This is a genomic window from Aurantimicrobium sp. INA4, from assembly GCF_027924525.1.
GTDB lineage: Bacteria > Actinomycetota > Actinomycetes > Actinomycetales > Microbacteriaceae > Aurantimicrobium.
Window position 1 is genome coordinate 690,614 of the sequence record NZ_AP027040.1, and the last position, 26,063, is coordinate 716,676.

Annotated in this window: 24 protein-coding genes; 18 read left to right on the plus strand and 6 right to left on the minus strand. The window is 51.2% G+C overall.

The genetic code is table 11. From position 1 onward, the window contains the following. The first annotated feature begins 30 nt into the window (after positions 1-30). From AINA4_RS03470 to AINA4_RS03480, 3 genes are all read left to right on the plus strand, one after another. Positions 31-936, plus strand: coding sequence for an ROK family glucokinase (locus AINA4_RS03470; protein ID WP_281787542.1), 906 nt, complete (start codon positions 31-33; stop codon positions 934-936). 15 nt (positions 937-951) lie between these two features. Beyond that, entirely contained in the window at positions 952-1,641 is a 690-nt protein-coding gene (locus AINA4_RS03475; RefSeq protein ID WP_096381331.1) for a lysophospholipid acyltransferase family protein, read from the plus strand. An 88-nt stretch (positions 1,642-1,729) separates the two neighbouring features. Further along, entirely contained in the window at positions 1,730-3,100 is a 1,371-nt protein-coding gene (locus AINA4_RS03480) for a 3-deoxy-7-phosphoheptulonate synthase class II (protein WP_281787543.1), read from the plus strand. Positions 3,101-3,164: 64 nt separating this feature from the next. On the opposite strand, the gene AINA4_RS03485 is transcribed toward AINA4_RS03480, so the two are convergent. Then, positions 3,165-4,514 carry an APC family permease gene (locus AINA4_RS03485; protein ID WP_281787634.1) on the minus strand — a complete coding sequence of 450 codons (1,350 nt, stop codon included), beginning with the start codon at positions 4,512-4,514 and terminating at the stop codon, positions 3,165-3,167. A gap of 255 nt (positions 4,515-4,769) precedes the next feature. Here AINA4_RS03485 and trxA point away from each other — a divergent pair, with 255 nt between their 5' ends. Next, a complete protein-coding gene (gene trxA, locus AINA4_RS03490) occupies positions 4,770-5,144 on the plus strand; it encodes a thioredoxin (protein WP_281787544.1) in 375 nt (124 codons plus the stop codon). Between the two features lie 69 nt (positions 5,145-5,213). On the opposite strand, the gene AINA4_RS03495 is transcribed toward trxA, so the two are convergent. The 3 genes from AINA4_RS03495 to valS are packed head-to-tail and all read right to left on the minus strand — an operon-like array spanning position 5,214 to position 8,266. Beyond that, positions 5,214-5,438 (minus strand): TM2 domain-containing protein, encoded by a 225-nt coding sequence (locus tag AINA4_RS03495; protein ID WP_281787545.1) that lies wholly within the window; start codon positions 5,436-5,438, stop codon positions 5,214-5,216. A gap of 9 nt (positions 5,439-5,447) precedes the next feature. Beyond that, complete coding sequence (locus AINA4_RS03500; RefSeq protein ID WP_281787546.1) at positions 5,448-5,681, minus strand: hypothetical protein; 234 nt, start codon at positions 5,679-5,681, stop codon at positions 5,448-5,450. Beyond that, entirely contained in the window at positions 5,681-8,266 is a 2,586-nt protein-coding gene (gene valS / locus AINA4_RS03505; protein ID WP_281787635.1) for a valine--tRNA ligase, read from the minus strand. The genes AINA4_RS03500 and valS overlap by 1 nt, the downstream gene beginning before the upstream one ends. A gap of 310 nt (positions 8,267-8,576) precedes the next feature. Here valS and ileS point away from each other — a divergent pair, with 310 nt between their 5' ends. The 4 genes from ileS to ndk are packed head-to-tail and all read left to right on the plus strand — an operon-like array spanning position 8,577 to position 14,146. Further along, positions 8,577-11,921, plus strand: coding sequence for an isoleucine--tRNA ligase (gene ileS, locus AINA4_RS03510; RefSeq protein WP_281787547.1), 3,345 nt, complete (start codon positions 8,577-8,579; stop codon positions 11,919-11,921). Then, the gene (locus tag AINA4_RS03515; RefSeq protein WP_281787548.1) at positions 11,914-13,377 is read left to right on the plus strand and encodes a Mur ligase family protein; all 1,464 of its coding nucleotides are present in this window, start codon (positions 11,914-11,916) and stop codon (positions 13,375-13,377) included. The genes ileS and AINA4_RS03515 overlap by 8 nt, the downstream gene beginning before the upstream one ends. Next, positions 13,374-13,730, plus strand: coding sequence for a DUF4233 domain-containing protein (locus AINA4_RS03520; RefSeq protein WP_281787549.1), 357 nt, complete (start codon positions 13,374-13,376; stop codon positions 13,728-13,730). The genes AINA4_RS03515 and AINA4_RS03520 overlap by 4 nt, the downstream gene beginning before the upstream one ends. Continuing rightward, positions 13,727-14,146 carry a nucleoside-diphosphate kinase gene (gene ndk / locus AINA4_RS03525; RefSeq protein ID WP_281787550.1) on the plus strand — a complete coding sequence of 140 codons (420 nt, stop codon included), beginning with the start codon at positions 13,727-13,729 and terminating at the stop codon, positions 14,144-14,146. The genes AINA4_RS03520 and ndk overlap by 4 nt, the downstream gene beginning before the upstream one ends. A 44-nt stretch (positions 14,147-14,190) precedes the next feature. On the opposite strand, the gene AINA4_RS03530 is transcribed toward ndk, so the two are convergent. Beyond that, positions 14,191-15,651, minus strand: a complete 1,461-nt coding sequence (locus tag AINA4_RS03530) for a DHA2 family efflux MFS transporter permease subunit (RefSeq protein ID WP_281787551.1) — start codon at positions 15,649-15,651, stop codon at positions 14,191-14,193. A 2-nt stretch (positions 15,652-15,653) separates the two neighbouring features. After that, complete coding sequence (locus AINA4_RS03535) at positions 15,654-16,250, minus strand: vitamin K epoxide reductase family protein (RefSeq protein ID WP_281787552.1); 597 nt, start codon at positions 16,248-16,250, stop codon at positions 15,654-15,656. Positions 16,251-16,539: 289 nt separating this feature from the next. Between AINA4_RS03535 and AINA4_RS03540 the strand changes: the two genes are divergently transcribed. From AINA4_RS03540 to rsfS, 10 genes are all read left to right on the plus strand, one after another. Continuing rightward, on the plus strand, positions 16,540-18,918 hold the full coding sequence (locus AINA4_RS03540) for an Rne/Rng family ribonuclease (protein ID WP_281787553.1): 2,379 nt from the start codon (positions 16,540-16,542) through the stop codon (positions 18,916-18,918). Positions 18,919-19,093: 175 nt separating this feature from the next. Beyond that, positions 19,094-19,402 carry a 50S ribosomal protein L21 gene (gene rplU, locus AINA4_RS03545; protein ID WP_281787554.1) on the plus strand — a complete coding sequence of 103 codons (309 nt, stop codon included), beginning with the start codon at positions 19,094-19,096 and terminating at the stop codon, positions 19,400-19,402. An 18-nt stretch (positions 19,403-19,420) separates the two neighbouring features. After that, complete coding sequence (gene rpmA, locus AINA4_RS03550; protein WP_096381303.1) at positions 19,421-19,672, plus strand: 50S ribosomal protein L27; 252 nt, start codon at positions 19,421-19,423, stop codon at positions 19,670-19,672. A 92-nt stretch (positions 19,673-19,764) separates the two neighbouring features. After that, the gene (gene obgE / locus AINA4_RS03555; protein ID WP_281787555.1) at positions 19,765-21,285 is read left to right on the plus strand and encodes a GTPase ObgE; all 1,521 of its coding nucleotides are present in this window, start codon (positions 19,765-19,767) and stop codon (positions 21,283-21,285) included. Then, positions 21,275-22,072, plus strand: coding sequence for a glutamate 5-kinase (gene proB / locus AINA4_RS03560; RefSeq protein WP_281787556.1), 798 nt, complete (start codon positions 21,275-21,277; stop codon positions 22,070-22,072). The genes obgE and proB overlap by 11 nt, the downstream gene beginning before the upstream one ends. A gap of 18 nt (positions 22,073-22,090) precedes the next feature. Beyond that, on the plus strand, positions 22,091-23,362 hold the full coding sequence (locus AINA4_RS03565) for a glutamate-5-semialdehyde dehydrogenase (RefSeq protein WP_281787557.1): 1,272 nt from the start codon (positions 22,091-22,093) through the stop codon (positions 23,360-23,362). Positions 23,363-23,394: 32 nt separating this feature from the next. Continuing rightward, positions 23,395-23,589 (plus strand): hypothetical protein, encoded by a 195-nt coding sequence (locus AINA4_RS03570; RefSeq protein ID WP_281787558.1) that lies wholly within the window; start codon positions 23,395-23,397, stop codon positions 23,587-23,589. A 10-nt stretch (positions 23,590-23,599) separates the two neighbouring features. After that, on the plus strand, positions 23,600-24,199 hold the full coding sequence (gene nadD, locus AINA4_RS03575; RefSeq protein WP_281787559.1) for a nicotinate-nucleotide adenylyltransferase: 600 nt from the start codon (positions 23,600-23,602) through the stop codon (positions 24,197-24,199). Further along, positions 24,196-25,686 (plus strand): hypothetical protein, encoded by a 1,491-nt coding sequence (locus tag AINA4_RS03580; protein ID WP_281787560.1) that lies wholly within the window; start codon positions 24,196-24,198, stop codon positions 25,684-25,686. Before nadD ends, AINA4_RS03580 begins: the two co-directional genes overlap by 4 nt. Next, positions 25,687-26,061, plus strand: a complete 375-nt coding sequence (rsfS, locus tag AINA4_RS03585) for a ribosome silencing factor (RefSeq protein ID WP_281787561.1) — start codon at positions 25,687-25,689, stop codon at positions 26,059-26,061. It abuts the gene before it with no gap. The last annotated feature ends 2 nt before the right edge of the window (positions 26,062-26,063 follow it).

Genomic DNA, 26,063 nt, shown 5'->3' on the forward strand with positions numbered 1-26,063 from the left:
CCTCCCCAGACTTTCAGGAGACTCACAGGTATGTATTCCATTGGTATCGATATTGGGGGAACAAAAATTGCTGGAGCCTTGGTAAACGAGTTAGGGGAGATCATCACCAAAACTCAAGTTCCTTCACCCGCCCACAGCGCGGAAGATATGGAATTGGCCATAGTTTCGCTCATCTCAGAGCTCTCTGAAGGTAATCCCGTCATTGCTGCCGGGGTTGCAGCAGCAGGATTCATTGACGCCGCTCAATCCACTGTCTACTACGCCCCAAATATCGCGTGGCGTAATGAACCCCTCAAGGACAAGCTCGAAGCGAAGATTGATTTGCCGATCGTGATTGAAAACGATGCGAATGCGGCCGGGTGGGCAGAGTACAGATTTGGAGCAGGGAAATCTTTCACCCACATGACCATGCTCACCATTGGTACTGGTGTCGGTGGAGCAATCATCGCCAATGGCGACTTGTTTACTGGTGGTTTTGGTGCAGGAGCAGAACTGGGGCACCTTCGTGTACAACCCGATGGTCTGGAGTGTGGATGTGGCCAGAGAGGTTGCATTGAAGCATATGCTTCGGGCCGCGCTCTGTTGCGCTACATGCGCGAAGAAACGCAAAACCCTCAGCTGGAAGCTTTAGAGGGGAAAAAACTTCTCGAGGACGGTGATCCAGCTGCTTGGCGCGCGGTGAGTACCCTCGGTGGCTGGATGGGTGTGGCCTGTGCAAGCCTTTCTGCAGTTCTTGATCCACAGGTTTTTGTCATTGGTGGCGGTGTTGCCGCAGCTGGTGAACACCTTCTGGAACCCATCCGTGAGTCTTTTTTGAGTAACGTATCTGCTCGCGGTTACCACCCTGAGCCTGAATTTCGTATTGCTGAAATGGTCAATGATGCCGGTGTCGTTGGTGCGGCAGACCTTGCCCGCCGCCACGCAGAAAAACTCTAGAGGTAAGCTAAAAGCATGTTTTATTGGCTGATGAAAAACGTCATCGCCGGACCGTTGCTCAAGGGCATCTTTCGTCCGTGGGTAACCGGTGCTGACAACATTCCCGCTGAGGGCGGAGTGATTTTAGCCAGCAATCACCTCTCGTTTGTCGATTCGGTTTTCCTTCCCATCTCCATCGATCGAGAAATGGTCTTCTTAGCAAAAAGCGAATACTTCACCACTAAGGGCATTAAGGGATGGGCTACGAAGTGGTTCATGAAGGGCACAGGAATGTTGCCCATAGACCGCTCAGGCGGAAAAGCTTCTGAAGCTAGTTTGAACACAGGTTTGCGTGTGTTAGCAGAGGGCCGAGTATTAGGAATTTATCCCGAAGGCACTCGTTCTCCTGACGCCAAACTTTACCGCGGTCGCACCGGCATTGCCCGAATGGTCCTGGAATCAGGTGTTCCCGTTATTCCTGTTGCCATGATTGACACTGAGAAAATAATGCCGATTGGTTCTAAGTGGCCCAAACTGCGTCGCCCCGGAATCATTATTGGTAAACCGCTGGACTTTTCTCGTTTCCAGGGCATGGAGGGCGACCGTTTCATACTTCGTGCTGTGACAGATGAAATCATCTATGAGCTCGCTGGCTTGTCAGGCCAAGAGTATGACGATGTCTATGCCTCGTCTGTGCGTGAAAAACGCCCCGTCAGCGCAAGATAAGCTTAAGACTTGGTTTGATAAAGCCAATTGAGACAAGCATTCACAGCTGTGATACCTATCACGCATCCATATACAGGGGAGTTCCTTCGTGGCTAGCCAAACTGAGCCCAATATCGTCGCTGACAAAACCGTCATCGAGGGTTTGGACTATTGGCGCACACTTCCCATCAAACAGCAGCCTGAATGGCCAGATGCTGCAGCAGTGAAAGCAACGAGCGCACAGTTAGCTGCTCTTCCGCCGTTAGTTTTTGCCGGTGAAGTCGACACTCTTCGTGAACGCCTTGCTAAGGCTGCTCAAGGTCAGGCATTCCTGCTTCAGGGTGGAGATTGCGCAGAGACCTTTGCCGGTGCAACAGCTGACAAGATCCGTAACCGCATTAAGACCGTTCTTCAGATGGCCGTTGTGCTCACCTACGCAGCAGAGATGCCTGTAATCAAAATGGGCCGTATGGCAGGACAGTTCGCCAAGCCTCGCTCGAGCGACACCGAAACTCGTGGTGAGGTTACTCTGCCCGCCTACCGTGGTGATATTGTCAACGGTTACGATTTCACCCCCGAATCACGCACAGCAAACCCAGATCGTCTGCTCAAGGCCTACAACACATCTGTGGCAACGTTGAACCTCATACGGGCTTTCACCACAGGTGGTTTTGCAGACCTTCGCGAAGTACACCGATGGAACCAAGGTTTCGCCAAAAACCCAGCCAATGTTGAATACGAAGCGATGGCCAACGAAATTGATCGCGCAATCAAATTTATGGCTGCATGTGGCGCTGATTTTGATGCTCTCAAGACCACAGAGTTCTTCGTTTCTCACGAAGCACTCTTGATGGAATACGAGCGCCCTATGACTCGTATTGATTCACGCACCGGCACCCCGTACAACACCAGTGCACACTTCCTGTGGATCGGTGAGCGCACACGTGAACTTGATGGTGCTCACGTGGACTTCCTCTCCCGAGTGCGTAACCCCATTGGTGTGAAGCTCGGCCCAACCACAGACGTTGACACGATGAAGAAACTTATCGACAAGCTGGATCCTGAGCGTGAGCCAGGACGTTTGACCTTCATCACCCGCATGGGCGCTGGAAAGATTCGTGAGGCGTTGCCTCCACTTCTAGAAGCCATCAAGGGCATGGATGCTAATCCTCTCTGGATTACCGATCCCATGCACGGAAACGGCATCACTACCCCCAATGGTTACAAGACCCGTCGCTTCGACGATGTCATGGACGAAGTTCGCGGCTTCTTTGAAGCACACCGCCAGGTTGGCACATTCCCCGGTGGAGTGCACGTAGAGCTCACAGGTGACGACGTCACTGAATGTTTGGGTGGTTCTGAACAGATTGATGAGAAGGACCTGGAGAGCCGTTATGAGTCTCTCTGTGACCCTCGACTCAACCACATGCAATCACTTGAGCTTGCATTCTTGGTTGCTGAGGAACTTAAGAAGGCGTAATCCTCTCACTTAACTGTTGAGGCCCCGTCACTACTAGGTGACGGGGCCTCAACATTGTTCAGTGTTACTTGACTACTTTGTTGAAGCCGGTAACAGGCTGTGCTTCATCGAAGCCAGCAACCTGCTTGCGGAATCCGCGAGTCAAAATGAGCAGCCAAACCAGACCAACACCGGCCCAGATGAGACCACCAGTGAGTGCCTCGGGGGAGAGGTTGACCCACAGGATGATAGTCATAGCAAGTCCAAGCAATGGCATGACAATGAACTTGAAAATGTCGGAGCCGGTCTTACGGCGGCCCTGACGAATTGCAAACCATGCAAAGACGGAGATGTTGACGAAGCTAAAAGCAATCAACGCACCGAAGTTGATGAAGTGAACAATGTCAGCCAAGGTCAGAACAACACCGGTCAAGCAGACGATACCTGCAAGAACTACGTTGAAGGTTGGTGTCTGTGTCTTGGGGTTGACGTAACCGAAGAGCTTGTTGGGGAGAACGTTGTTACGTCCCATAACCAGCAGCATACGAGCCACAGAAGCCTGTGATGCAAGCAGTGACGCAATAGTTGCGGCGAAGCCAGCTGCAGTCAGGATGATCTTCATGGTTTGACCACCGACGAGCTCACCAATGATGGGAAGTGTTGAGTCATCAACGTACTGACGGTCTCCACCGGGAGCGAATACGTTCCAGTCAGGGAAGAGTGCCTGAGTGAAGTACGCGGTCACGATGAAGATACCGCCACCGATGAGAACGGTGAGCATGATCGCACGAGGAACAACCTTGGGGGTACGAGCTTCTTCAACGTACATGGTGACGGCATCGAAACCAATGAAGCTGAAGCAGACGATAGTTGCACCAAGAAGAACGAGGGAGAAGTCAACGCCTTCGTGGACGAATGGTGTCGGGGTGATGAGCGTTCCTTCCCCGGCACCTCCGAGAAGCTGGACAATAACCATCACAACGAAGGCAAGCATTGCAGCGATTGCAATGATGAGCAGAATCGTGTTGACGTTCGAAGTTCCACGCATGGTGACGTAGATAATTCCTGTCGCAAGAACAGTGAAGAGGATAACCCAGACAGCGCCGTCAACTTCAGGGAAGAAGGATTCCATGTAACTGCGGACGATGATGATGTTGACCAATGGCAACAGCATGTAGTCCAGCATGGAGGTCCAACCGACCATGAAACCAACGTTGGGGTGAATGGAGTTCTTTGCGTAGGTGTATGCAGAACCCGCGGAAGGGAACTCTGCTGACATCTTGCCGTAGCTAATTGCGGTGAAGATCATCACGATCAAAGCAACCAGGTATGCCAGTGGCACAACGTTGTTTGTGGTTTCGGCGACCATGCCGAAGGTGTCAAAGACAACAGTTGGGGTCATGTAACCCAGACCGAGAGCCACAATGGCCCACATTCCTAGGTTACGTTTCAGTGCGACCCTCGAGCCGCTACCGGGGACAAAGGATTCTGGCATAACTTCTCTCTTCGTTGAGGCCATTTATTTAATGTCAAGGGGTTGCCCCCTGAGCATTTCCCCAGCCTAGTCCTCATTGAGGTGCGAAACGAGTGTAGAAATGGAGTTTTTACAACGAATTCATAATCTATTTGTTTGGGTTCCGTTGCGAAATTTCACTACGAATTCAAAGTTCTGACCCCATATTGTTAGACCATGGCAACTGTTAATCTCACCACTGACACATTCGATTCCACCATCATGGGCAACGACATAGTCGTTGTCGATTTTTGGGCTGAGTGGTGTGGCCCTTGCAAGATGTTTGCACCAACTTTTGAAGCAGTCTCTGAGAAGAATCCAGAGATAGTCTTCGGCAAAGTAGACACCGAAGCAGAGCAGTCGCTGGCAGCCGCGGCCGGAATTCGGTCAATTCCTACTCTTATGATTTTCCGGGACAGTATTCTTCTGTTCTCCCAACCCGGTGCCTTACCGCCGGCGGCCTTGGAAGATCTTGTCGAGCAAGTCAAAGCCCTAGATATGACAGAAGTCCACGCTGAGATTGCAAAACAGCAATCAGACATTGGCAGCTAAAGCCCACATATAACTAGTGAACCCCCTTCTGTTGAGAAGGGGGTTCACTGAGTTGAGAGTAATCGAACGTTATCGAACGAGTGCACGTCCCCATTTATCGCGCATCTTGCCAGTGGCGATGATGATGATGTCAACAATCCACCAGATACCCAAACCACCACCAGTAATGAGTTTGAGGATTCCGGTTCCCCATTTCCCAATGAACATGCGGTCGATACCCAGGGTGCCGACGAAGATTGACAAAATGAGGGTGACTGTCCAGTCACGGGGAGCTGTTGCGGTTTCTTGAGCCATACTTACAAATTACTCCACGTTCTCGATAAAAATCTGACCTGTTGAACTCTGACGTATCGTAGTTCCATCATCGAGCTGAACCACCGGGCGGTTTTCTAGATAGGTCAACGTCCAATACCACTCACTGGTGTCTTGTTTCAGCGCTGTGAGTTCGCGCTCGACCTCGGCGACTGCTTCCCTTACAGACTTGTCTAGAGTTTGTGGTGGTGCAGTATGAGCTTTCCATCTTGTTCCAAGCTGCATCACTTTTCCTGCGTGGTTTCCGGTGCTGGGGCTAGTTCAATCTGGCTTACACCAAGCTCGGATGCTTCTTCGAAGGTGAGTTGTGCAATTCGACCGGTAGCCATCAAGTCGCCTTGTGCTGCTTTGAGTAATGAGATAGTTGCTTCAGGTGCAGCTATGGTCGCGGTGAGAACCTCAGTCTTTTGGCTTGCCGAGGCTTCAGTTTTCGCACGACGAATACCAATAAGAGCCTCGGATGCAGCCTTGAGTACCTCGGGGTTACCAATAACCTCTTCACCTGGAACCGGCCAAGCCGAACGGTGAATACTGTCATCATTGAACCATGACCATGCTTCTTCTGCGGCAAATGGCAGAACAGGTGCAAGAAGGCGCAGGAAGACAGTCAATGCTTGGTTGAGCGCAGCAGCTGCGGAAGCTTGCTCTGGGTGCTCGTGGTTATAGGCACGTTCTTTGACTAACTCAAGGTAGTCATCTGTGAACGTCCAGAAGAAATGCTCTGTCACTTCTAATGCCTTGGCATGGTCATAGTTTTCCAACGCTTCAGTTGCTTCTCGAACTACATTGTGAAGAGTTTCGAGCATGCTCAAATCCAGAGGGTTGGTAACCACTGTGTCTGCAGGAGCATTGAAACCCAAGATGAACTTGGAAGCGTTCAAGAGCTTGATGGCTAAGCGGCGACCAATCTTGATCTGTGTGGGGTTTTGCGGGTCAAACGCAGCATCGGTACCTAGGCGACTGCTCGCTGCCCAGTAACGAACAGCATCAGAGCCGTGCTGATCCAACATGTCTGCAGGAGTGACCACGTTGCCCTTGGACTTGGACATCTTCTTACGGTCTGGGTCCACGATGAAGCCAGAAATGGCAGCATTTGTCCATGGCTTGCCACCGTTTTGAAGGGCAGAACGCAGCATAGTGGAGAACAGCCAGGTGCGAATAATGTCTTGGCCCTGGGGGCGTAGGTCGAAGGGGAAGACCAGGTTCCACAGGTCCTCATCACGTTCCCAACCACCAGCTAGTTGAGGAGTCAGGCTCGAAGTTGCCCAGGTGTCCATGACGTCAACTTCACCCTGGAATCCGCCCGGGATACCACGCTGAGCTTCGGTGTATCCGGCAGGAACATCGCTGGAAGGATCAACAGGGAGTTGTTCTCTGGAAGCAATAATGGGCTCGTCAAAGACGGGGTTGCCGTCTCCATCGAGTGGATACCATACAGGAATGGGAACACCGAAGAATCGCTGGCGAGAAATGAGCCAGTCACCGTTGAGACCATTGACCCAGTTCTCATAACGGACACGCATAAAGTCGGGATGCCAGGACATTTCCTGACCAAGCTCGATGAGCTTCTTCTTGAGTTGGTCATCTTTAGCGCCGTTAACCAAGTACCACTGGCGAGTGGAGACGATTTCAAGAGGCTTGTCACCCTTTTCGAAGAATTTGACCGGGTGCATGATGGGCTCAGGTTCGCCCAGCATTTCACTGGACTCCTTGAGCATCTCGACCATGGCAGTCTTCGCGCTGAAAGCAGTCTTGCCAGCAAGCTCAGCGTAAGCAGCTTGTGCTTGAGGAGATTCAAGGCCTTCTGGTGCTTCAGATACGAAACGACCATCGAAGCCGATTACAGCACGCGTTGGCAAGTTGAGCTCACGCCACCAGATCACGTCGGTGACGTCACCAAAGGTACAGATCATGGCGATACCGGTGCCCTTGTCTGGCTGAGCAAGGTGGTGGGCGAGTACAGGTACTTCAACACCGAAGACAGGGGTCTTCACTGTTTTGCCAAAGTAGGGCTTGTAACGTTCGTCATCAGGGTGAGCTACCAGAGCAACACAAGCGGGTAATAATTCTGGGCGGCTGGTCATGATCTCAATGTGACCGCCATCAGGCTTGTGGAAAGTGAGGCGGTGATATGCGCCGGGCATTTCTTTATCTTCGAGTTCCGCCTGTGCCACTGCAGTGCGGAAAGTCACATCCCACAGAGTCGGTGCCATCGCCTGGTAGGCCTCACCACGTGCGTGGTTATTGATGAAAGCTAACTGGCTTGTGGTGATGGTTTCATCAGAGATGGTGCGATAGGTCTGGGTCCAGTCCACAGAAAGCCCGAGTTGACGCCAAACGTCCTCGAACTGCTTCTCATCCTCAACAGTGAGCTTTTCACAGAGCTCAATGAAGTTCTTACGACTAATGGGAAGCTGATCCGCTGCTTTAGAGCTCTTGTTATCTCCACCCTCGAATGGTGGAACAAAGTTCTCAACATAGGGGAGGGTAGGGTCGCAGCGCACTCCGTAGTAGTTCTGAACGCGACGTTCCGTGGGCAGGCCATTGTCATCCCACCCGGCTGGATAGAAAACTTCTTTGCCGCGCATGCGTTGGAAACGGGCGATGACATCGGTGTGGGTGTAACTGAAAACGTGTCCGATGTGCAGTGATCCCGATGCTGTGGGGGGAGGTGTGTCAATGGAATAGACACTGGCTCGGGTTTGACCGTCTTTGCGGAAGCGGTAGAGACCCGACTCTTCCCATTTCTTGTCCCAGAGACTTTCGAGACCTTCCAGAGCCGGCTTGTCAGGAACATTCGCGGGCGTCATAGTCATAGGTATTTCTCGCTCTCTATGGGCGGCATCGCGTCAACGCAAGAAAACAGGATGTTTGCTCACTTGATGCCTCAAATGGTGATGTTTATAGCTTACTAAAGGCAATAGAATGGACTCTAACGACATCGATCCGGCTATCACCGGGGAGTTTTCGGAAGAACAGTCTTAGGACTAAGTAGAACCGAACGGGACGAGCCCGTTATTGCTCAAGAACAAGAGGTGAGATTTTTCTCACAAGCTCAGGTGGTACCGCGGAAGAAATTTCGTCCTGGCACAGTGTTTTACTCAACAACTGGAGCCCTAAGTGACGTATCCCCGCCGTAATACATTCGGTCAACAGACTGAGATCGTTCCTTCGCCATCGTTCCCCGCCATCGAAGAGCAGATTCTTGCTTTTTGGGAGAAAGACAACACGTTCCAGGCATCAATAGAACAGCGTGCTCATGGAGACGAATGGGTCTTCTATGACGGTCCGCCTTTCGCCAATGGTCTTCCTCACTACGGACACCTTCTCACCGGCTACGCCAAAGACCTGTTCCCTCGCTACCAAACCATGCGCGGTAAAAAGGTTGATCGTCGCTTTGGATGGGACACACACGGTCTTCCTGCCGAGCTGGAAGCAATGCGCCAGTTGGGAATTACTAAGAAGGAAGAAATTGAAGAGATGGGTATTGCTGCGTTCAACGCAGAAGCCCGCTCCTCTGTTCTTCGCTACACCGGCGAATGGGAACAATACGTTACACGCCAGGCTCGCTGGGTCGATTTTGAAAACGACTACAAAACGCTCGATATCTCCTTCATGGAGTCCGTAATTTGGGCGTTCAAGCGTCTGTATGACAAGGGCCTGGCCTATGAAGGTTTCCGGGTTCTTCCATATTGCTGGAACGATGAGACTCCGCTGTCAAACCACGAGTTGCGTATGGACGATGACGTCTACAAGATGCGTCAGGACCAGTCGGTAACTGTGACGTTCCCCCTGACCGGGGACAAAGCAACTGCATTGGGTCTCGCTGGAGTTCGTGCCCTGGCATGGACGACCACACCCTGGACTCTGCCAACAAATGCGGCACTGGCTGTTGGGCCCACCATTCGTTACGCGATTGTTCCTGCTGGGCCTAATGGAGCAGCGGATGGAGTGGCTTGTTGCGAAGCGGACTATTTGATTGCAGAGGATCTGTTAGGCAACTATGCCAAGGATTTGGGTTATGAGGATGCGGCTTCAGCAAAAGAAGCAGTGAAGTCTCATATCGTGGGCCAGGATCTTGATGGTGTGACCTATGACCGACTCTGGGATTACTACGCAGACGATGAGGAATACCTGACCAACGCGTGGCAAATCCTTGTTGCTGACTACGTCACCACTGCAGACGGCACCGGCGTTGTTCACCAAGCACCTGCGTATGGTGAAGAAGACCAAAAGGTCTGTGAGTCTGCTGGCATTGGTGTCCGCGTTTCCGTAGATGATGGAGGAAAGTTTCTCTCTCGTTTCACAGAAGTCGCAGGCATGCAGGTATTCGAAGCAAACAAGCCGTTGACAACACTGCTGCGCGAACAAGGCCGACTGTTGCGTGTGGCCTCTTATGAGCACAGCTACCCACACTGTTGGCGGTGCCGTCAGCCGTTGATTTATCGTGCTGTATCTTCCTGGTTTGTCTCAGTCACCTCATTCCGCGATCGCATGGAAGAACTCAACCAAGACATCAACTGGGTTCCTGAGAACGTCAAAGACGGACAATTTGGAAAGTGGATTGCTAACGCTCGCGACTGGTCTATCTCACGCAACCGCTATTGGGGATCTCCCATTCCTGTGTGGAAGTCAGACAACCCCGACTACCCGCGCATTGACGTGTACGGATCGCTCGATGAAATCGAAGCTGACTTCGGTGTTCGTCCCACTGATTTACACCGACCATTCATTGATGAGCTAACCAGGCCTAACCCCGATGACCCAACCGGGCAATCCACCATGCGTCGTATTGAAGACGTCCTTGACGTGTGGTTTGACTCTGGTTCGATGCCATTTGCTCAGGTGCACTACCCGTTTGAAAACCAGGAATGGTTTGACAGCCACAACCCTGCAGATTTCATCGTGGAGTACATCGGTCAAACCCGTGGTTGGTTCTACACCCTTCACATTTTGGCAACTGCACTCTTTGATCGCCCGGCCTTCAAGAACGTGGTCTCACACGGAATTGTGCTCGGTAGCGATGGCCAAAAAATGTCTAAGTCTCTGAGGAACTATCCTGACGTTTCTGAGGTATTTGACCGCGATGGCTCAGATGCCATGCGCTGGTTCTTGATGAGCTCTCCTGTTCTGCGCGGAGGTAATCTCATCGTTACCGAGGAAGGAATTCGCGAGGGTGTCCGCCAGTTGCTGCTGCCTCTGTGGAATAGTTATTACTTCTTCAGCTTGTATGCCAACGCGGACAACTATGAAGCCTCGTGGCGCACCGACAGCACGAACGTTCTTGATAAGTATCTTCTTGCAAAGACACGTGATCTCATCCTTGAAGTGCAAGGTCACCTCGATGCGCTGGATTCCACCAACGCGGCTGAAGCACTTCGAAACTTCGCAGATGTCTTGACCAATTGGTATGTTCGCCGCTCTCGTGATCGTTTCTGGACCGGTGGTGCCGAAGCGCACGAAGCCTTCGACACGCTATACACCGTTCTTGAAACCCTCTGTCGTGTAGCAGCACCTTTGCTTCCTCTCGTAACTGAGAACATCTGGCAAGGTCTCACCGGTGGTCGTTCTGTTCACCTCGAGGACTGGCCAGATGCCGACACGTTCCCTGCAGATCCTTCTCTCGTTGCCTCAATGGATGCTGTTCGAGAGATCACATCTTCTTCTTTGGCCTTGCGTAAGAAGGTCGGACTGCGCGTGCGACTGCCCCTTGCAGATCTCACTGTTGTGTCAGATTTGTCTGATTCTTTGGCGTCGTTCAGTGACATTCTGCGCGATGAGCTCAACGTAAAACAGGTCACTCTGGTTCAGTTCACGGACGGTTCTGCAGCTGAATACGGCATCACCTCGAAACTCACCGTCAATGCACGCGCTGCTGGCCCTCGTTTGGGCAAGCAGGTTCAACAGATCATCCAGGCTGCTAAAGCTGGAGACTGGTCAGAGAACAACGGTGTTGTCGCTGCGGGGGGAGTTGAGCTTGTGGAAGGTGAATATGAGCTCACCTTAGAATCCGGGGACGGCACTAATGGAGCACGAGCCCTCGCGTTGTTACCTGGGGGTGGTTTTGTCTTACTCGATACTGTCACCACATTTGAGCTTGAAGCAGAAGGCTTGGCCCGTGATGTGATTCGTGCAGTACAGGACACTCGCAAGGCTGCGGGATTTGATGTTTCGGACAGAATCCATCTGGACGTGTTCTGCTTTGCTGAGGCCGATGCTCAGGCACTCAAAATGAAGACAGATGCAAACATTGCATCTGATACTTTAGCCACCGAGTTTGGTGTTCATGATCCTGCATTCCATAGCGAACTTGCTCAGTTTGAAACAGTATCTCCAGCTGAGTGGTTACCTGGTTTGCTATCTCACAGTCCCGAACATTTTGCGGTGTTCCCTGCCGGGCAATACGCGAATGAGGGTAGCTTTGTAGTGGCTGTTTCGCGCGTGAATCGAGTACTCAATGTCTAGAGATGACCTGACGCCCGGTGGCTTTGCCAATGGTGACTTCTCATCTGATGATGACTATGACGGTTTGGATCCGGCCGAGATGGATGAGTATGCCCGTGCTGCTGCGCTTGTTTATACCGAGCTGCAAGCACGTCTGGGTGAAGGAATGCCTCAACCCAGGCTGGAGCCAACCAGGCGTGTGGTTGAACTCCTCGGTGACGTGCACCGCGCCTATCCCATCATTCACATCGCAGGAACAAACGGGAAGACAACCACAGCACGCCTGATTGAAGCAATACTTCGCGCCTACGGCCTCTCCACGGGAGTCTTCACCTCACCCCACCTCGTTTCGTTCAACGAACGCATTTTGCTTAACGGAGTTCCTGTTCGTGACGATGTCTTGGTGACGAACTGGCTTGATGTGAAGCCCTATGTCGAACTTGTTGACGCCGAATTGGAAGCGAAGGGCGAACCTCGTCTCACTTTCTTTGAAGTGATGACGATCCTCGCATATGGCACTTTTGCAGATGCCCCAGTTGATGTGGCCATTGTGGAAGCAGGCTTGGGAGGTGAATGGGATTCAACCAATGTTGCTGATGGAGTAGTTGCTGTATTCACCCCGATTGCTCTAGATCACATGGAACGTCTTGGTAAAGATGTTGAGACTATCGCCCGCACAAAGTCTGGAATTATCAAGCCGGCATCAATGGTGGTCTCTGCTGCTCAAGTTCCTGAAGTTCGTGCAGTCCTAGAAGAAGCCGCTGATCTCACTGAATCAACGCTCACATTTGTCTCGACAACGACTGAGCCGGAAGTGGGAAACCCTATTGCTGTGGTTTCTCGCGCTGTGGCTGTCGGTGGACAACTTGTCACGATTCAAGGTGCAGCTGGTCGATATGAAGATATCTTCCTTGCGTTGTATGGAGATCATCAGGCTGATAATGCCGCTTTGGCTATCGCTGCAGTCGAGGCTTTCTTGGGTGGCGCTTCTCAACAACTAGAACAAGAAGTACTCGATGAAGCATTTGCCACAGTCTCCTCGCCAGGGCGTCTCCAACTTGTCGCCGCAGATCCGACCGTGTTAGTTGATGCAGCACACAATCCTCATGGTTCGCTCTCTCTAGCTTCAGCACTGGGAAGTTATTTCACTTTCGATGACCTGACCATTGTGCTGGCCATTTTTGAAGATAAAGACGTACAGGGAATTGTTCAGGCGCTTGCCCCTGTTGCAACACGATTCATCGTGACAACCGCTCCTTCTGACCGAACACGTTCGGCTCGTGACCTCGGTTTCCTCGTTGCAGATATTACCGGGGATGACAAAGTAGTAATCGAGGAAGATCCTGTCGTTGCTTTAGCTATGGCTAGAGGGTATGCCGCGAATTCGGAAAAGGGCGCAGTAGTCGTAACCGGTTCCATAACTCTCGTTGGATTAACAATTGGTTTAGCTGCAGAAACACAAGGATGGACATTATGAGCACCCCTCCACGCAGAAGGTCTGCACAGACCTCACTGGGACAAGTTGTTCTTGGTTTTGAATTGATTGTTGTGGCATTGGCAGCTTTGACCATTTTTGGTTTAGGTGCTCTACCGCCAGCACTAGCACTCGGTGGGGGTGCAGCATTGTGTCTGCTCATGGTTCTCACGATTGCCCTCATGATGAGGTTTAAGTGGGCATTTATCCTCGGCTGGATTGTTCAAGTGATATTTGTCGCTTCCGGATTTCTCGTCACGATGCTGTTTTTGATTGGTGCTGTATTTGCCGGTATCTGGACCTTCGCCATGACGACAGGTGCAAAACTTGATTCTCAAAGTAAAGGAAACTCATGACTGCAATTGAAGAAACCCTCGTCCTGATTAAGCCAGATGGTGTCGCTCGGGGATTAACCGGTGAAATTTTGCGACGAATTGAAGCCAAGGGCTATGCACTAGTTGATATTCGGCTGGTTCAAGCTGACCGTGAATTACTCGGCAAACATTATGAAGAGCACGTGGGTAAGCCCTTCTATGAACCACTTGTGAACTTTATGGAGTCTGGTCCCGTTGTTGCTATTCGACTGGCTGGTAACAGAGTTATTGAAGGTTTCCGTTCTCTTGCAGGTACCACTGATCCCACGACTGCTGCCCCGGGCACCATTCGCGGAGACCTCGGTCGAGACTGGGGCCTAGCAGTTCAACAAAACCTCGTTCACGGTTCAGACTCTCCAGAATCAGCAGCACGTGAATTAGCTCTCTGGTTTAGCTAGAACTCATACGACTGTGCCCCTCGCTTGTGCGGGGGCACAACTCGTTAAGGCTGGAGTTCTTCGGCGATTTCCTCTGCGGTAGCAGGTCGCTTCAAAATTGCTGCAACAGCAATGAGGCCCAGGGAAGAAATCGCGCCTATCAGGAACGCGGTGGTGATTCCTGCACTGAGAGCCTCAACTTCAGTACTTCCTGTTTGCGCAAGATTAACTGAGATCATCGTCATGACAGTGATAAACAAGGCTGTTCCGGCAGCTCCAGCTAATTGCTGAAGTGTGCCAATTGTGGCGCTTGCATAGCTGTAGAGCTTGGGCGGTACTGAGCTCAGCGACAACGCAAACAGTGGTGTGAACAGGAATGCGAGGCCGATGCTGAGCAAGGTGTAGCTGATAAAGACCATCCACACGGTGGTGGCGGTAGTGAATGTCACCATTGACCAGAAAGCGACACTTACTGTAATTGCTCCGGGCAAGAGAAGCTTCCTGGGGCCATGTTTGTCATAGATGCGTCCCACCGTTGGGCCCAACAAGCCCATGATGAGGCCACCGGGTAACATCATCAGCCCGGTAACGAGAGGTTCGACACGGAGAACATTTTGCATATAGATCGGGATGAGGATTCCTGCCCCAAACAAAATGAGCATTCCAATTGCCATCAACATCATGGCTTCGGTAAATGAACGTGAACGAAAAGTTCGCAAATCAAGCAAAGCAGAATCGGTCTTCTGCAATCTGGTTTGGCGAATGAGGAATAGTGCGAATAGAACTGCACCTGCGCCAAGGGGGAGCCACGGTGAAACAATTGCTGTTCCGCGGGCCGAGTCCGCAAAAGAGCTCAAACCATAAATCAAGCCGGAGAAAGCGAATGCACTCAGGACAACGGAGATGCTGTCAATAGGAATCTTGCGTGTTTCTTGAGAATTGGTAATTCGAATAGAGCCAATGACGAGTGTGGTCACACCGATGGGGAGCATGATCCAGAACAACCAACGCCAGTCCAGGAAGTTCAACACAATCCCAGAGAATGCAGGACCTAACGCAGGTGCCGCAGAGAGAACCAAAGAAATATTTCCATTGATACGTCCACGAAGGTGTTCAGGAACGAGTTGCATGACTGTAGTCATCAGCAATGGCAGCATGATGGCTGTTCCACTTGCCTGCAAGATACGTCCACACAACAACTGCAAGAAACTTTGGGATAACGCGGCTACAAGAGTTCCCGAGGTGAAAAACAACATGGCCGCCATGTACATGTTCCGGGTACTGAATCGCTGCAACAAGAAACCCGTTGTGGGAATGATCACAGCCATGGTCAACATGTACGCAGTATTGAGCCATTGCCCAGTGCTTGGTTGAATCTGTAGTTGCTCCATAATCTGGGGCAGAGCTACACCGAGTGCCGTCTCATTCAAGAAGACGACAAAGGTCGACACCATCAGCACACCAAGAATGACCTTGTGGCGAGGATCGAGCTTGTCGGAAACAGTTACAGGTTCCGCAGCAGGCATTACTACAGCGTACCGACCCAATTCAGTACAAGCTGCGCAATAACAGCTTCGATGAGGTACGAAGCAAGCGTAATGATGACTACCCAGCTCAGGAGAGTTTCCCCAAGTCTGGTTGCTTTAGCGCCCCAAATCCCGTTTTTCATCGTCCAGAACGTTGCAACCCAAAACAGGGGAATGACGGCAAACCAAGTCACCATGCACCATGGGCACAGAGTACCCAGGACAAATACTGATTGACTGAACAGCCAAATTACGAATGCAAAAGCACCTGCCGTTCCAATGACAAACGCACGCCAGAACCAGTTGGCATATCGTGCACCAGCAAGAATGCCTACGCCAATAGTGATGACAACAGACCAGGCCATCAAACCAATAAGGGGGTTGGGGAAACCAAAGAGTGACCCCTGCCATGAACCTAGATTCTTGCCACATTGCACGATGACACTGAAGTCACAAGAGGCTGCTTCATCTGGGTTGGTGAGCTTATGAATTTTTTCTAAGGTCAGGGCAAATGCGGCCACAAGGCCAACAAACCCAGAAACAATAAGAAAAATGGGCAAACCTCTCAAACGGGTGCCCGGTTCACTAGTAATACTCACCTCATCATTATCTCGAGAATCGCCCGGGATTCAGCTGAGAGCCACACGTATGTGTGGAAACCTGCCATAATTGAGATAGTGCGAAGACATGAGGTCTCGCGCGACGTGACAAACAGACTTTGCACAATGTGATTGTGCGCACGGGAGATCACCGCGATCACCCGCCATAGTTCCAGAGCCACACGGGCCGGAAGTTATGGGAAGACTAAAAAGATTTATAGAACAGAAGCTTTGAGTTTCTGTCACAAGAGAATAGTTGCTCCAGCTGGCGCGGTGACAGCCCGGGGTAATGGGAAGTACACCACTGATGGTGAATAACACCGAAAACGACGAGAATGTGACCCTAGAGGTTGTCTCTGAGGTTCTCGCTGAAGCTGTTGAAGCGGAAAACCTCATCATTTCTGAAGCCGTTGAGGTTGCTGAATCGATAGTTGAGCAGGCCGAAGATACAGCGGCTGAAATTGTCGCTCAGGCACAAATCAACGCAGCTGAAGTTGAGATTGCCACTGACGTGATTGCAGAAGCAATTATGGAGACTGCGGTGGAAGTAGCAACCCCGACACCAATCGAATACCCTACATTCGTTGCTCAGGACGTCACAGATATTTTCTTCTTTGCGCCGAATCTTCCAGGCTCAGAAAACCGTATTCCCAGCCGTGACGGTCGTGAGCGTTTCGAGGATCGACGCAACCGTCAAGGACGCAACGAGCGCGGTGCTTTCGGTCAAAACCAGGACAACGATGCCGAAGAGGGAAGTTCAACACTGCGTCGACGTGCGCGTCGACGTCAGGGTGAAGACCGTGTAGGACAGGATGACCCCGCTAACACGATTGTTCGCATTCGCACCCCTCGCGCACCTGAGGTCATTACTGAACCACAACGCATTAAGGGTTCAACACGTTTAGAGGCGAAGAAGCAGCGCCGCCGTGACGGCCGTGATGCTGGGCGTCGCCGTACGGTAGTCACCGAGAGTGAATTCCTTGCACGCCGTGAGGCAGTCGACCGCTCCATGATTGTTCGCGAGCGCGAAGATCGCGTACAGATAGGCGTGCTTGAAGACAATGTTCTTGTTGAGCACTACGTTGCTCGCGCCTCTGAGGCCAGCCTGATTGGCAATGTCTACCTCGGTAAAGTGCAGAATGTTCTTCCGTCTATGGAAGCTGCATTCGTTGATATTGGCCGTGGACGTAACGCCGTCTTATATTCAGGCGAAGTTGACTGGGACTCGGTAGAGACCGGTAACCAACCTCGCAAGATTGAGAACGCACTCAAGCCAGGAGATAAGGTCCTTGTTCAGGTAACGAAGGATCCTGTTGGCCAAAAAGGTGCCCGTCTGACTTCCCAGGTTTCTCTCCCAGGTCGATACCTTGTCTACGTACCAAACGGTTCAATGAATGGCATCAGCCGTAAACTCCCTGACACAGAACGCACTCGCCTCAAGCGCATCCTCAAAGAGGTTCTTCCTGAAAACGTTGGTGTCATCGTTCGTACCGCAGCTGAAGGTGCAACCGAAGAACAGCTCACCGTTGACGTTCAGCGATTAACGCAACAATGGGAAGAGATTTCTCGTAAGGCAGAAACCGACAACGCCCCAGCCATCCTGCACAGTGAATCAGACCTTCTGATCAAAATTGTGCGTGACGTCTTCAACGAAGACTTCCAGCGAATGATTATTCAGGGTGATATGGCTAAGGCCACTATTGAGAGCTATCTCAACCAAGTAGCGCCAGAGCTTCTCGAGCGTATTTCTGCCTATGAAGGCGATCGTGATGCCTTCGATGAATATCGCATCACTGAGCAAATTGAGAAGGCACTCGACCGTAAGGTTTGGCTTCCTTCAGGTGGCTCATTGGTCATTGACCGAACTGAAGCCATGACAGTGGTCGATGTTAACACCGGGAAGTTTGTTGGTTCTGGTGGAAACCTGGAAGAAACCGTCACGAAGAATAACCTCGAGGCTGCTGAAGAAATTGTTCGCCAACTTCGCTTGCGCGATATCGGCGGAATTATTGTTGTCGACTTTATTGACATGGTTCTTGAATCCAATCGAGACCTTGTCCATCGTCGTTTGATTGAATGCCTGTCTCGAGACCGCACAAAGCACCAGGTTGCTGAAGTGACCTCACTAGGTCTCGTACAAATGACCCGTAAAAAACTTGGTTTAGGTCTGCTTGAAACATTCTCAGAAGCCTGCCAGGTATGCGCTGGTCGAGGTGTCATCGTTCATCATGAACCTGTTACGCGTCCGGGAAACAACGGGGAATCTAACGCGGCTGAGCCTCGTAAGCGCAGTAAGGGTCGTAACAACGACAAGCCTGTGGCTGCCGCTGTTTTAGCACACCCCATTCCCGAGGGTGCCAAGAACGCACTGGCTCAAATCGCTGCCAGTACTCTCGGCCACAACACTGAAGACCATGTTGACGAGGAAACAGCAACGGAGGTAGTCGAAATACTCGACATTCCCGTTGTGAAATCAGATCGCGGCCGTAAGCCTCGAGTTTCAGCTGAAAAGGTTGAAAACATCCTCGAAAACGTCCTTGATGCCTTGCCAGAACCCAGTGCTGCAGGTCATGGACGAGGTCGTTCACGTCGAGTCTCCACATCAACAATTTCAACCACAGGGAATGTTTCTTCCGCTGCCAATGAGAATGAGGCAGTGGGGGAGTAATTCTGTTGGCATGTGCGGCCTTGTTGGTTTGACCCGCGTGCCATAAATGGCTATTCTTGAACCTTGGTGCCAGTTCCTTTCAGAACTTTGTGCCCCAGTCTTCTGCGAATAGTGGTCAGTTTGCCCGAAACCTTCGCAGAAATAATTCATTAGCTTTAAGAAATTAGGTAGCAAAGTGGTTTACGCAGTAGTGCGCTCCGGCGGTCGCCAGGAAAAGGTTGAAGTCGGCACCATCGTCACAATGGACCGTGTGCAGGCAGATAAGTCCGGCACCATCGAACTGCCCGCAGTTCTCCTCGTAGACGGCGACAAGATCACCGCAGACCAGGCTTCACTTGCCAAGGTTAAGGTAACCGCTACTGTCCTCAACGACCTTCGCGGTCCCAAGATCATCATTCAGAAGTACAAGAACAAGACCGGTTACAAGAAGCGTCAGGGCCACCGTCAGGAGCTCACTCGCGTTCGGATCACCGGCATCAAGTAAGGCCTAGGAGAGACTCAGATGGCACATAAAAAGGGTGCGAGCTCCACTCGCAACGGTCGTGACTCCAACGCACAGCGCCTCGGCGTGAAGCGCTTCGGTGGTCAGAAAGTTCTTGCTGGCGAAATCATTGTTCGCCAGCGTGGTACTCACTTCCACCCCGGCGTAAACGTCGGACGTGGCGGCGATGACACTCTCTTCGCCCTCGCAGCAGGTGCAGTTGAGTTCGGTAACAAGGGTGGCCGCAAGGTCGTCAACATTGTGACTGTCTAACACCAGCACATACAGCTTTAGAGGAAGGGCGAGCTTTTAGCTCGCCTTTTCTTATTTCACATACATTCACTTCATTAGATGAGGAGCAGCTGATGGCAACATTCGTTGACAACGTCACTTTGCACCTCAAAGCTGGCCACGGTGGAAATGGTTGTGTCTCGGTTAAGCGGGAAAAATTCAAACCACTTGCAGGTCCCGACGGTGGAAATGGGGGAGATGGGGGAGATATTGTTCTCTACTCAGATCCTCAGGTAACTACACTGCTGAGCTTCCATCGCTCACCCCACATCAAAAGCCAACACGGTGGCCCCGGTATGGGCGACCACCGTCAAGGATTTAAGGGCGAAGATCTTGTTCTTTCCGTTCCTGTGGGAACTGTGGTCAAGGACGCAGACGGAACTCTCATTACAGATATGAATGTTCCAGGTATGAAAGTGGTGATTGCTCCTGGAGGTCAGGGAGGACTTGGCAACGCAGCCTTGGCATCCACCAAACGCAAAGCTCCTGGTTTCGCACTGCTGGGAACTATGGGGTTTGAGGGCGACATCATTCTTGAACTCAAGACCTTGGCTGATGTTGCTCTTGTGGGGTATCCCTCTGCAGGGAAATCCTCTCTCATTGCAGCCCTATCAGCAGCTCGACCCAAGATTGCTGATTATCCATTTACGACACTTCACCCCAACTTGGGCGTAGTTCAAGCAGGTGAAGTTCGATACACCATCGCAGATGTTCCTGGCCTCATTGAGGGTGCATCCGAAGGTAAAGGACTTGGCCTAGAGTTTCTTCGCCACGTCGAGCGGTGTACAGCACTTCTTCATGTGATTGACTGTGCAACTCTAGAACCAGGCCGTGACCCGCTCACTGATCTTGATGTGATTCTTGCGGAGCTTGCCGCTTATCCAGTTCCTTCTGAGCAGATTCCTTTATTGGAACGACCTCAGTTGATTGCACTTAATAAGGTTGATGTCCCCGACGCCAAAGACCTTGCGGATATGGTGAGGCCATTCCTTGAAGAGCGTGGATATCGAGTATTTGAGATTTCTGCCGTTTCGCATGAAGGATTGCGTCAACTGTCATTCGCTCTTGCCGAGGTCGTTGAGGAAGGGCGTAAGCAAGCTGCTGACAATGAAGTTGTTCCGGTGATCATGCTTCGACCTAGAGCAGTTGATGATCAAGGATTCGACATCCGCGTCGAAGGTGGCTCTAACGGGAACGTTTATCGCGTGTTGGGAGCTAAGCCTGAGCGCTGGGTTGAACAAACCGACTTCAACAACGAAGAGGCTGTCGGTTACCTTGCTGACCGTTTAGCGAAGCTTGGTGTCGAGGATATGTTGTTCAAGAAAGGCGCTGTTGCAGGTTCAACCGTCATCATTGGTGAGGGCAACGGATTGGTCTTTGACTGGGAGCCAACGATGACTTCTGCGGCAGAACTCATGACAGGACCCCGTGGAACAGACGAGAGGTTGAATCAAAACAATCGTCGAACCAACAAGGAACGCCGGGATTCTTATTACGACTTGATGGACGCGAAACAAGAAGCCCGTGACGAACTCGTTCGAGAACGTGATGCAGGTATTTGGCAAGTAGATGAAGAGATCGCAGATGAGAGTTAGTTCACGCGAAGATATCCCTCGTGCACATCGTGTAGTGGTCAAGGTCGGTTCTTCCTCGATCAGTGGTGAAAATGTTCACCAAATCAAGACTGTTGTGGACGCACTGGCAGAAATGCACAGTCGAGGAACCGAGGTTGTTCTGGTTTCCTCAGGTGCAATGGCAACAGGCTTTCCATACATCAATCTGACTTCTCGACCTACAGATCTCCCAACCCTGCAGGCTGCCGCTGCTGTTGGTCAAAGCAGGCTAATGGTTCGATACCAAGAGCTTTTGGACAACTTCGACATCGTTGCAGGACAGGTATTGCTCACCTCGGGTGATTTCGAAAACGACTCAACACGCTCTAATGCAGCTTTAGCAATGGAGAAATTGCTGGAACTGCGAGTGCTTCCCATCGTGAACGAGAATGACACCGTTGCCACCCAAGAAATTCGTTTTGGTGACAATGACCACCTTGCAGCTCTTGTAGCTCAGCTCGTTCAAGCTGATGTGCTCGTGCTGTTGTCTGATGTTGATGGCATTTACACCAAACCGCCTCATGAACCCGGTGCACAACGTATTGAAAACGTACCTTTTGGTCATCTTCTTGACCATGTTGAGTTTGGAACTGTTGGCTCCGCTGGCGTTGGAAGTGGGGGCGCAGGAACGAAGGCAGCTGCTGCACAGTTTGCTGCTCAAACTGGAACATCAGTGCTCATAACAGATGCTGCACTCGTTTCTTCTGCATTGCGTGGAGAAAACGTGGGAACTTGGTTCGACGCGGCAAGCTCAATTGATCATCTCTGAGCTCGATAACATGGGGATATGTCCGCTTTGAATACGCATCTTAGTCCTGTGCTCCTCATCAAGCTTGAGGCTGCTCAAGAAGCGTCTCGCGTCTTAGGGACACTCAGTACTGCGCAGAAGAACACGGCACTAGAGGCAATTGCAGACGCCATCGACGCAAACCAAGGCCTTATCCTCAGGGCAAATGACGTGGATATTGAAAAGGCAGAGGCAAACGGCATGTCCTCTGGCATGCTCGATCGACTTCGTTTCACCCCAGAGCGGCTTTCTTCCCTAGCTCAAGCTGTCCGTGACGTTATTTCACTTCCCGATCCAGTCGGGGCAGTTGTTCGTGGAAATGACATGCCTAACGGTATTCATCTTTCGCAGGTGAGGGTGCCCTTTGGTGTCATCGGTGCAATCTATGAAGCACGACCAAATGTCACCGTTGATATCGCCGCATTATGCCTTAAAAGTGGTAATGCAGCGGTGTTACGTGGTGGCACTGCAGCAGAAGGAACAAATACAGTAACCGTGGCGCTCATGCAATCAGCACTAAAGTCTGTTGGTATTCCTCAGGCATCCGTGCAAACAATTGATGAGCTCGGTCGTGAGGGTGCTACGCAACTCATGGCTGCACGCGGCTTTGTGGATGTTCTTATTCCTCGTGGAAGTGCCAACCTCATCAATGCAGTGGTTCAAGAATCCAAAGTCCCTGTTATTGAAACTGGCGCTGGTGTTGTGCATATTTATGTCGAAGAATCAGCAGATTTCGATCAGGCAGTGGAGATCGTCCATAACGCCAAAGTTCAACGTCCGAGTGTGTGCAATTCTTTGGAAACACTTCTCATCGATAAAAAAATTGCTTCAGAATTGCTTCCACGCATTGTTTCTCGGCTTGAAGCTGCTGGTGTAACGCTCAAGGGCGATACGTCAGCACAGACTCTCTGTTCTAGCCTGGGATCTGCCACTGATGAAGACTTTGCGACTGAACACATGTCCCTCGAGATGTCAGTTAAAATCGTCGCTGGCTTGAGCGAGGCGCTCGAGCACATCAGAAAGTACTCAACCAAACACACCGAGTCCATCCTCACGAACAATATTGCTCAGGCAGAAAGATTCTTAGCCGAGGTTGATGCTGCTGTAGTGATGGTGAACGCTTCAACACGATTTACGGATGGTGGAGAATTTGGCTTCGGTGCGGAGGTGGGTATTTCGACTCAGAAGCTTCACGCCCGTGGTCCGATGGGCCTTCCTGAACTTACGTCAACAAAGTGGATTGTCCGAGGTTCTGGGCAAATTCGCCGCTAGACTTTATCTATCACCACCAATATGGAGAAACGATGAATGCAGTAGAGATTCTTGCCAACACAGAAGGTCACGAAGCCTTTCCACTCGTGATTCCCGCAATTGCTTTTGCAATCATCGCAGCTGGCTTCTTTACTTTCCTTGGTTTGGTCACCTACAGCTACAAGAACGTTGCTGCACGTCACCGTCAGAAGTGGTCTGAAGCATCCGATCACGGCGTCCACCACTAAAGAAGAATTTATGACCGATCCCGGTCACAGCTCGCGTATTGGCGTCTTTGGCGGAACGTTTGATCCGCCCCAAAACGGCCACTTAGCTGTTGCTCAGGCAGTTCTAGAGCGTCTTGAACTCGATCATGTCCTGTTTGTTCCAGCAGGTGATCCCTGGCAAAAAAATGTCAAGACACCAGCTATTGACCGTTTCGCGATGGTTGAAATCGCTCTACTAGGGCAAGAACGAATGTCCGTTAGTAGCGTCGATATTGAACGTCAAGGGCCGACGTATACCATCGATACTCTGACGGATCTGGCCAATTTATATCCCAGCGCAGAACTCTTTTTTATCCTCGGGGATGATGCTTTTTCTGGTATTACTTCCTGGAAAAATTACGAACAACTAACCCAGTTGGCCACAATTGTTGTCGTTTCACGGCACGGAACACCAGTAGAAGTCCCCACAAAGCTTTCACCCAGCGTAAACTTGCTAGAAATGTCAGCTTTACCTATCTCGTCAACTCAATGTCGTGATCGAATCAAGGAAGGTCACTCACTCGAGGGACTTGTTCCAGCAGGGGTAGCTGAATACATCGAGAAGAAGAATTTGTATCGGAGAACAACGTGAGTGGTGACACCCCCGAGATCGTCCTCAACGAATTCGGCGACCTCTCTCGTAAAGCACGGCGTGAATTAGAAGCACGTGGCATTGACCCGGACACTGCTGTTGTCGAATACATCGCCGCAACAGGCCAAATGCCTGTCATTACTCCCGAAGAAGCTGCTGCCGCCAAGGCGCAAGCACAGGTAGAAGCAGAGAGATCACGCGTTGAGGAAGTTGTTCCTTCGCCCTCGGTTACTTTTCCCACTCCTACTAGGCCTGAATCTGTCGTTTCTCCCGTTGAACAAGTTGACATTGAGCCAGAATCCGCAGTTCCTCCCATCTCAGTACCTGTAACAGCTGCAGAGACTGGACCTATTGAACCTCTCGTGGTTTCCCCTGCTCTCGATTCAGGTTCTCTCACTGCAGTTGAAGAAACTCTGGCTACCGTTTCTGAACACACTGGTGAGATCGTTACTGGTTTTGATTCTCTACTCACCACAAACACCGACACTGTTTCAACAGGACCTTCAAAGAGCGAACTACGCAAGCTAGCACGCAAAGAGAAGAAAGCTCAATCCGCAGCAGTTAAGGCAGAAAAGCTTGCTGCTAAGGAAGCGGCACTTCGTGAAGCGGAAGCTGCTGCTGCAGCGGCAGCAGTGATTGCTGCAGAACAAAAAGAGGCGCGAGCTACTGAAGCAAAACTAGCTGCCGAGCGAGCAGAATCAGAACGTCTCGAGGCAGAGCGTGTTGCAGCTGAAATCGCTGAAGCTGAACGACGTGCTGCAGAGTCTGCCGATGCTCAGCGCCGTGAAGAACAAGCGCGTGCTGATGAAAAGAAACGTGAAGAGCAACAGCTGCAGGCTGAGGTCGCAGCTGCAGAAACTATTGCTGAAACTTCCGAGCCGGCATCAGCTGCCGAGGATCTACCTCTCGAAGAACTCGAGGACGTCTCTGTTGATGACGATGATGACCAGGAATCTGAACTAGAGCCACAAACTATCTCAGAGGCTACAGCTGCAATTGCCATCGCTGAAGCAGTAGCTGCAGCTGAAGCTGTCGTGGAAGCCGGTGAAGTAAGTGTCGACAATGGCAATCTTGCCAGCGCCGTCCCTGCAACCACAGGCTCTATCTCAGTCATTCCAAACACTCTTATTTTGCCCAATCTTCCAGAAACAACCGGAAGCATTGCACCGATTGTTCCCACTGGCGAAATAGTCATCACGGGGTCAATTCTGATCCCATCTTCTGTTTCTCAAACGGGTGCACTTGATGCAATCGACACCTCTGAGGTCGACATCATTGCTGATGAGGATCAACCCGCCCCAACACAGGGAATGGCACCTGTCAGTGCAGCTTCTGCTGTGAGCGCCTACAACATCTCCAACACAGTCGTCACAACACCACGAGGTATGAACGAACGACTACCTTTCATCCTCTCTGTAACAGCTGCCGGTTTGGCTGTGGGAGTGGTGGCCCTATTCGTTGCCGGTTATTTCTTAGGACTGTTCTAATTGGCTGCTACTGAAAACGCTCTTCGTCTGCTCGCTATTGCTGCTACTGCAGCAGATGACAAGGGTGGAGAAGATCTTGTTGCATTGGATATCTCCGAACCTCTGCCTTTAGTTGATATTTTCTTGCTCGTTACTGGACGTAATGAACGTAATGTCATCGCAATCTCTAACGAGATTGAAGACAAAATGATTGAGGCAGGCGTCAAAACAATTCGACGCGAAGGCCGAGCAGAAGGACGATGGATTCTTTTGGACTTTGGTGATCTCGTAGTTCACGTTTTCCATGAAGAAGAGCGCATGTATTACGGACTGGAGCGTTTGTGGAAAGACTGTCCAACTATTCCGCTTCAATTAGCAAGCCCCTCTGAGGTGTAGTA

What these genes read in the sequence shown, in the direction of transcription:
- AINA4_RS03520 (WP_281787549.1), top strand. Translation starts at nt 13,374, where the DNA reads ATGAGCACCCCTCCACGCAGAAGGTCTGCACAGACCTCACTGGGACAA.
- rpmA (WP_096381303.1), top strand. Translation starts at nt 19,421, where the DNA reads ATGGCACATAAAAAGGGTGCGAGCTCCACTCGCAACGGTCGTGACTCC.
- AINA4_RS03485 (WP_281787634.1), bottom strand. Translation starts at nt 4,514, where the DNA reads ATGTGGGCCATTGTGGCTCTCGGTCTGGGTTACATGACCCCAACTGTT.
- obgE (WP_281787555.1), top strand. Translation starts at nt 19,765, where the DNA reads ATGGCAACATTCGTTGACAACGTCACTTTGCACCTCAAAGCTGGCCAC.
- nadD (WP_281787559.1), top strand. Translation starts at nt 23,600, where the DNA reads ATGACCGATCCCGGTCACAGCTCGCGTATTGGCGTCTTTGGCGGAACG.
- AINA4_RS03470 (WP_281787542.1), top strand. Translation starts at nt 31, where the DNA reads ATGTATTCCATTGGTATCGATATTGGGGGAACAAAAATTGCTGGAGCC.
- ndk (WP_281787550.1), top strand. Translation starts at nt 13,727, where the DNA reads ATGACTGCAATTGAAGAAACCCTCGTCCTGATTAAGCCAGATGGTGTC.
- AINA4_RS03515 (WP_281787548.1), top strand. Translation starts at nt 11,914, where the DNA reads ATGTCTAGAGATGACCTGACGCCCGGTGGCTTTGCCAATGGTGACTTC.
- valS (WP_281787635.1), bottom strand. Translation starts at nt 8,266, where the DNA reads ATGACGCCCGCGAATGTTCCTGACAAGCCGGCTCTGGAAGGTCTCGAA.
- trxA (WP_281787544.1), top strand. Translation starts at nt 4,770, where the DNA reads ATGGCAACTGTTAATCTCACCACTGACACATTCGATTCCACCATCATG.
- AINA4_RS03495 (WP_281787545.1), bottom strand. Translation starts at nt 5,438, where the DNA reads ATGGCTCAAGAAACCGCAACAGCTCCCCGTGACTGGACAGTCACCCTC.
- AINA4_RS03570 (WP_281787558.1), top strand. Translation starts at nt 23,395, where the DNA reads ATGAATGCAGTAGAGATTCTTGCCAACACAGAAGGTCACGAAGCCTTT.
- AINA4_RS03475 (WP_096381331.1), top strand. Translation starts at nt 952, where the DNA reads ATGTTTTATTGGCTGATGAAAAACGTCATCGCCGGACCGTTGCTCAAG.
- AINA4_RS03530 (WP_281787551.1), bottom strand. Translation starts at nt 15,651, where the DNA reads ATGCCTGCTGCGGAACCTGTAACTGTTTCCGACAAGCTCGATCCTCGC.
- AINA4_RS03540 (WP_281787553.1), top strand. Translation starts at nt 16,540, where the DNA reads ATGGGAAGTACACCACTGATGGTGAATAACACCGAAAACGACGAGAAT.
- proB (WP_281787556.1), top strand. Translation starts at nt 21,275, where the DNA reads ATGAGAGTTAGTTCACGCGAAGATATCCCTCGTGCACATCGTGTAGTG.
- AINA4_RS03500 (WP_281787546.1), bottom strand. Translation starts at nt 5,681, where the DNA reads ATGCAGCTTGGAACAAGATGGAAAGCTCATACTGCACCACCACAAACT.
- AINA4_RS03565 (WP_281787557.1), top strand. Translation starts at nt 22,091, where the DNA reads ATGTCCGCTTTGAATACGCATCTTAGTCCTGTGCTCCTCATCAAGCTT.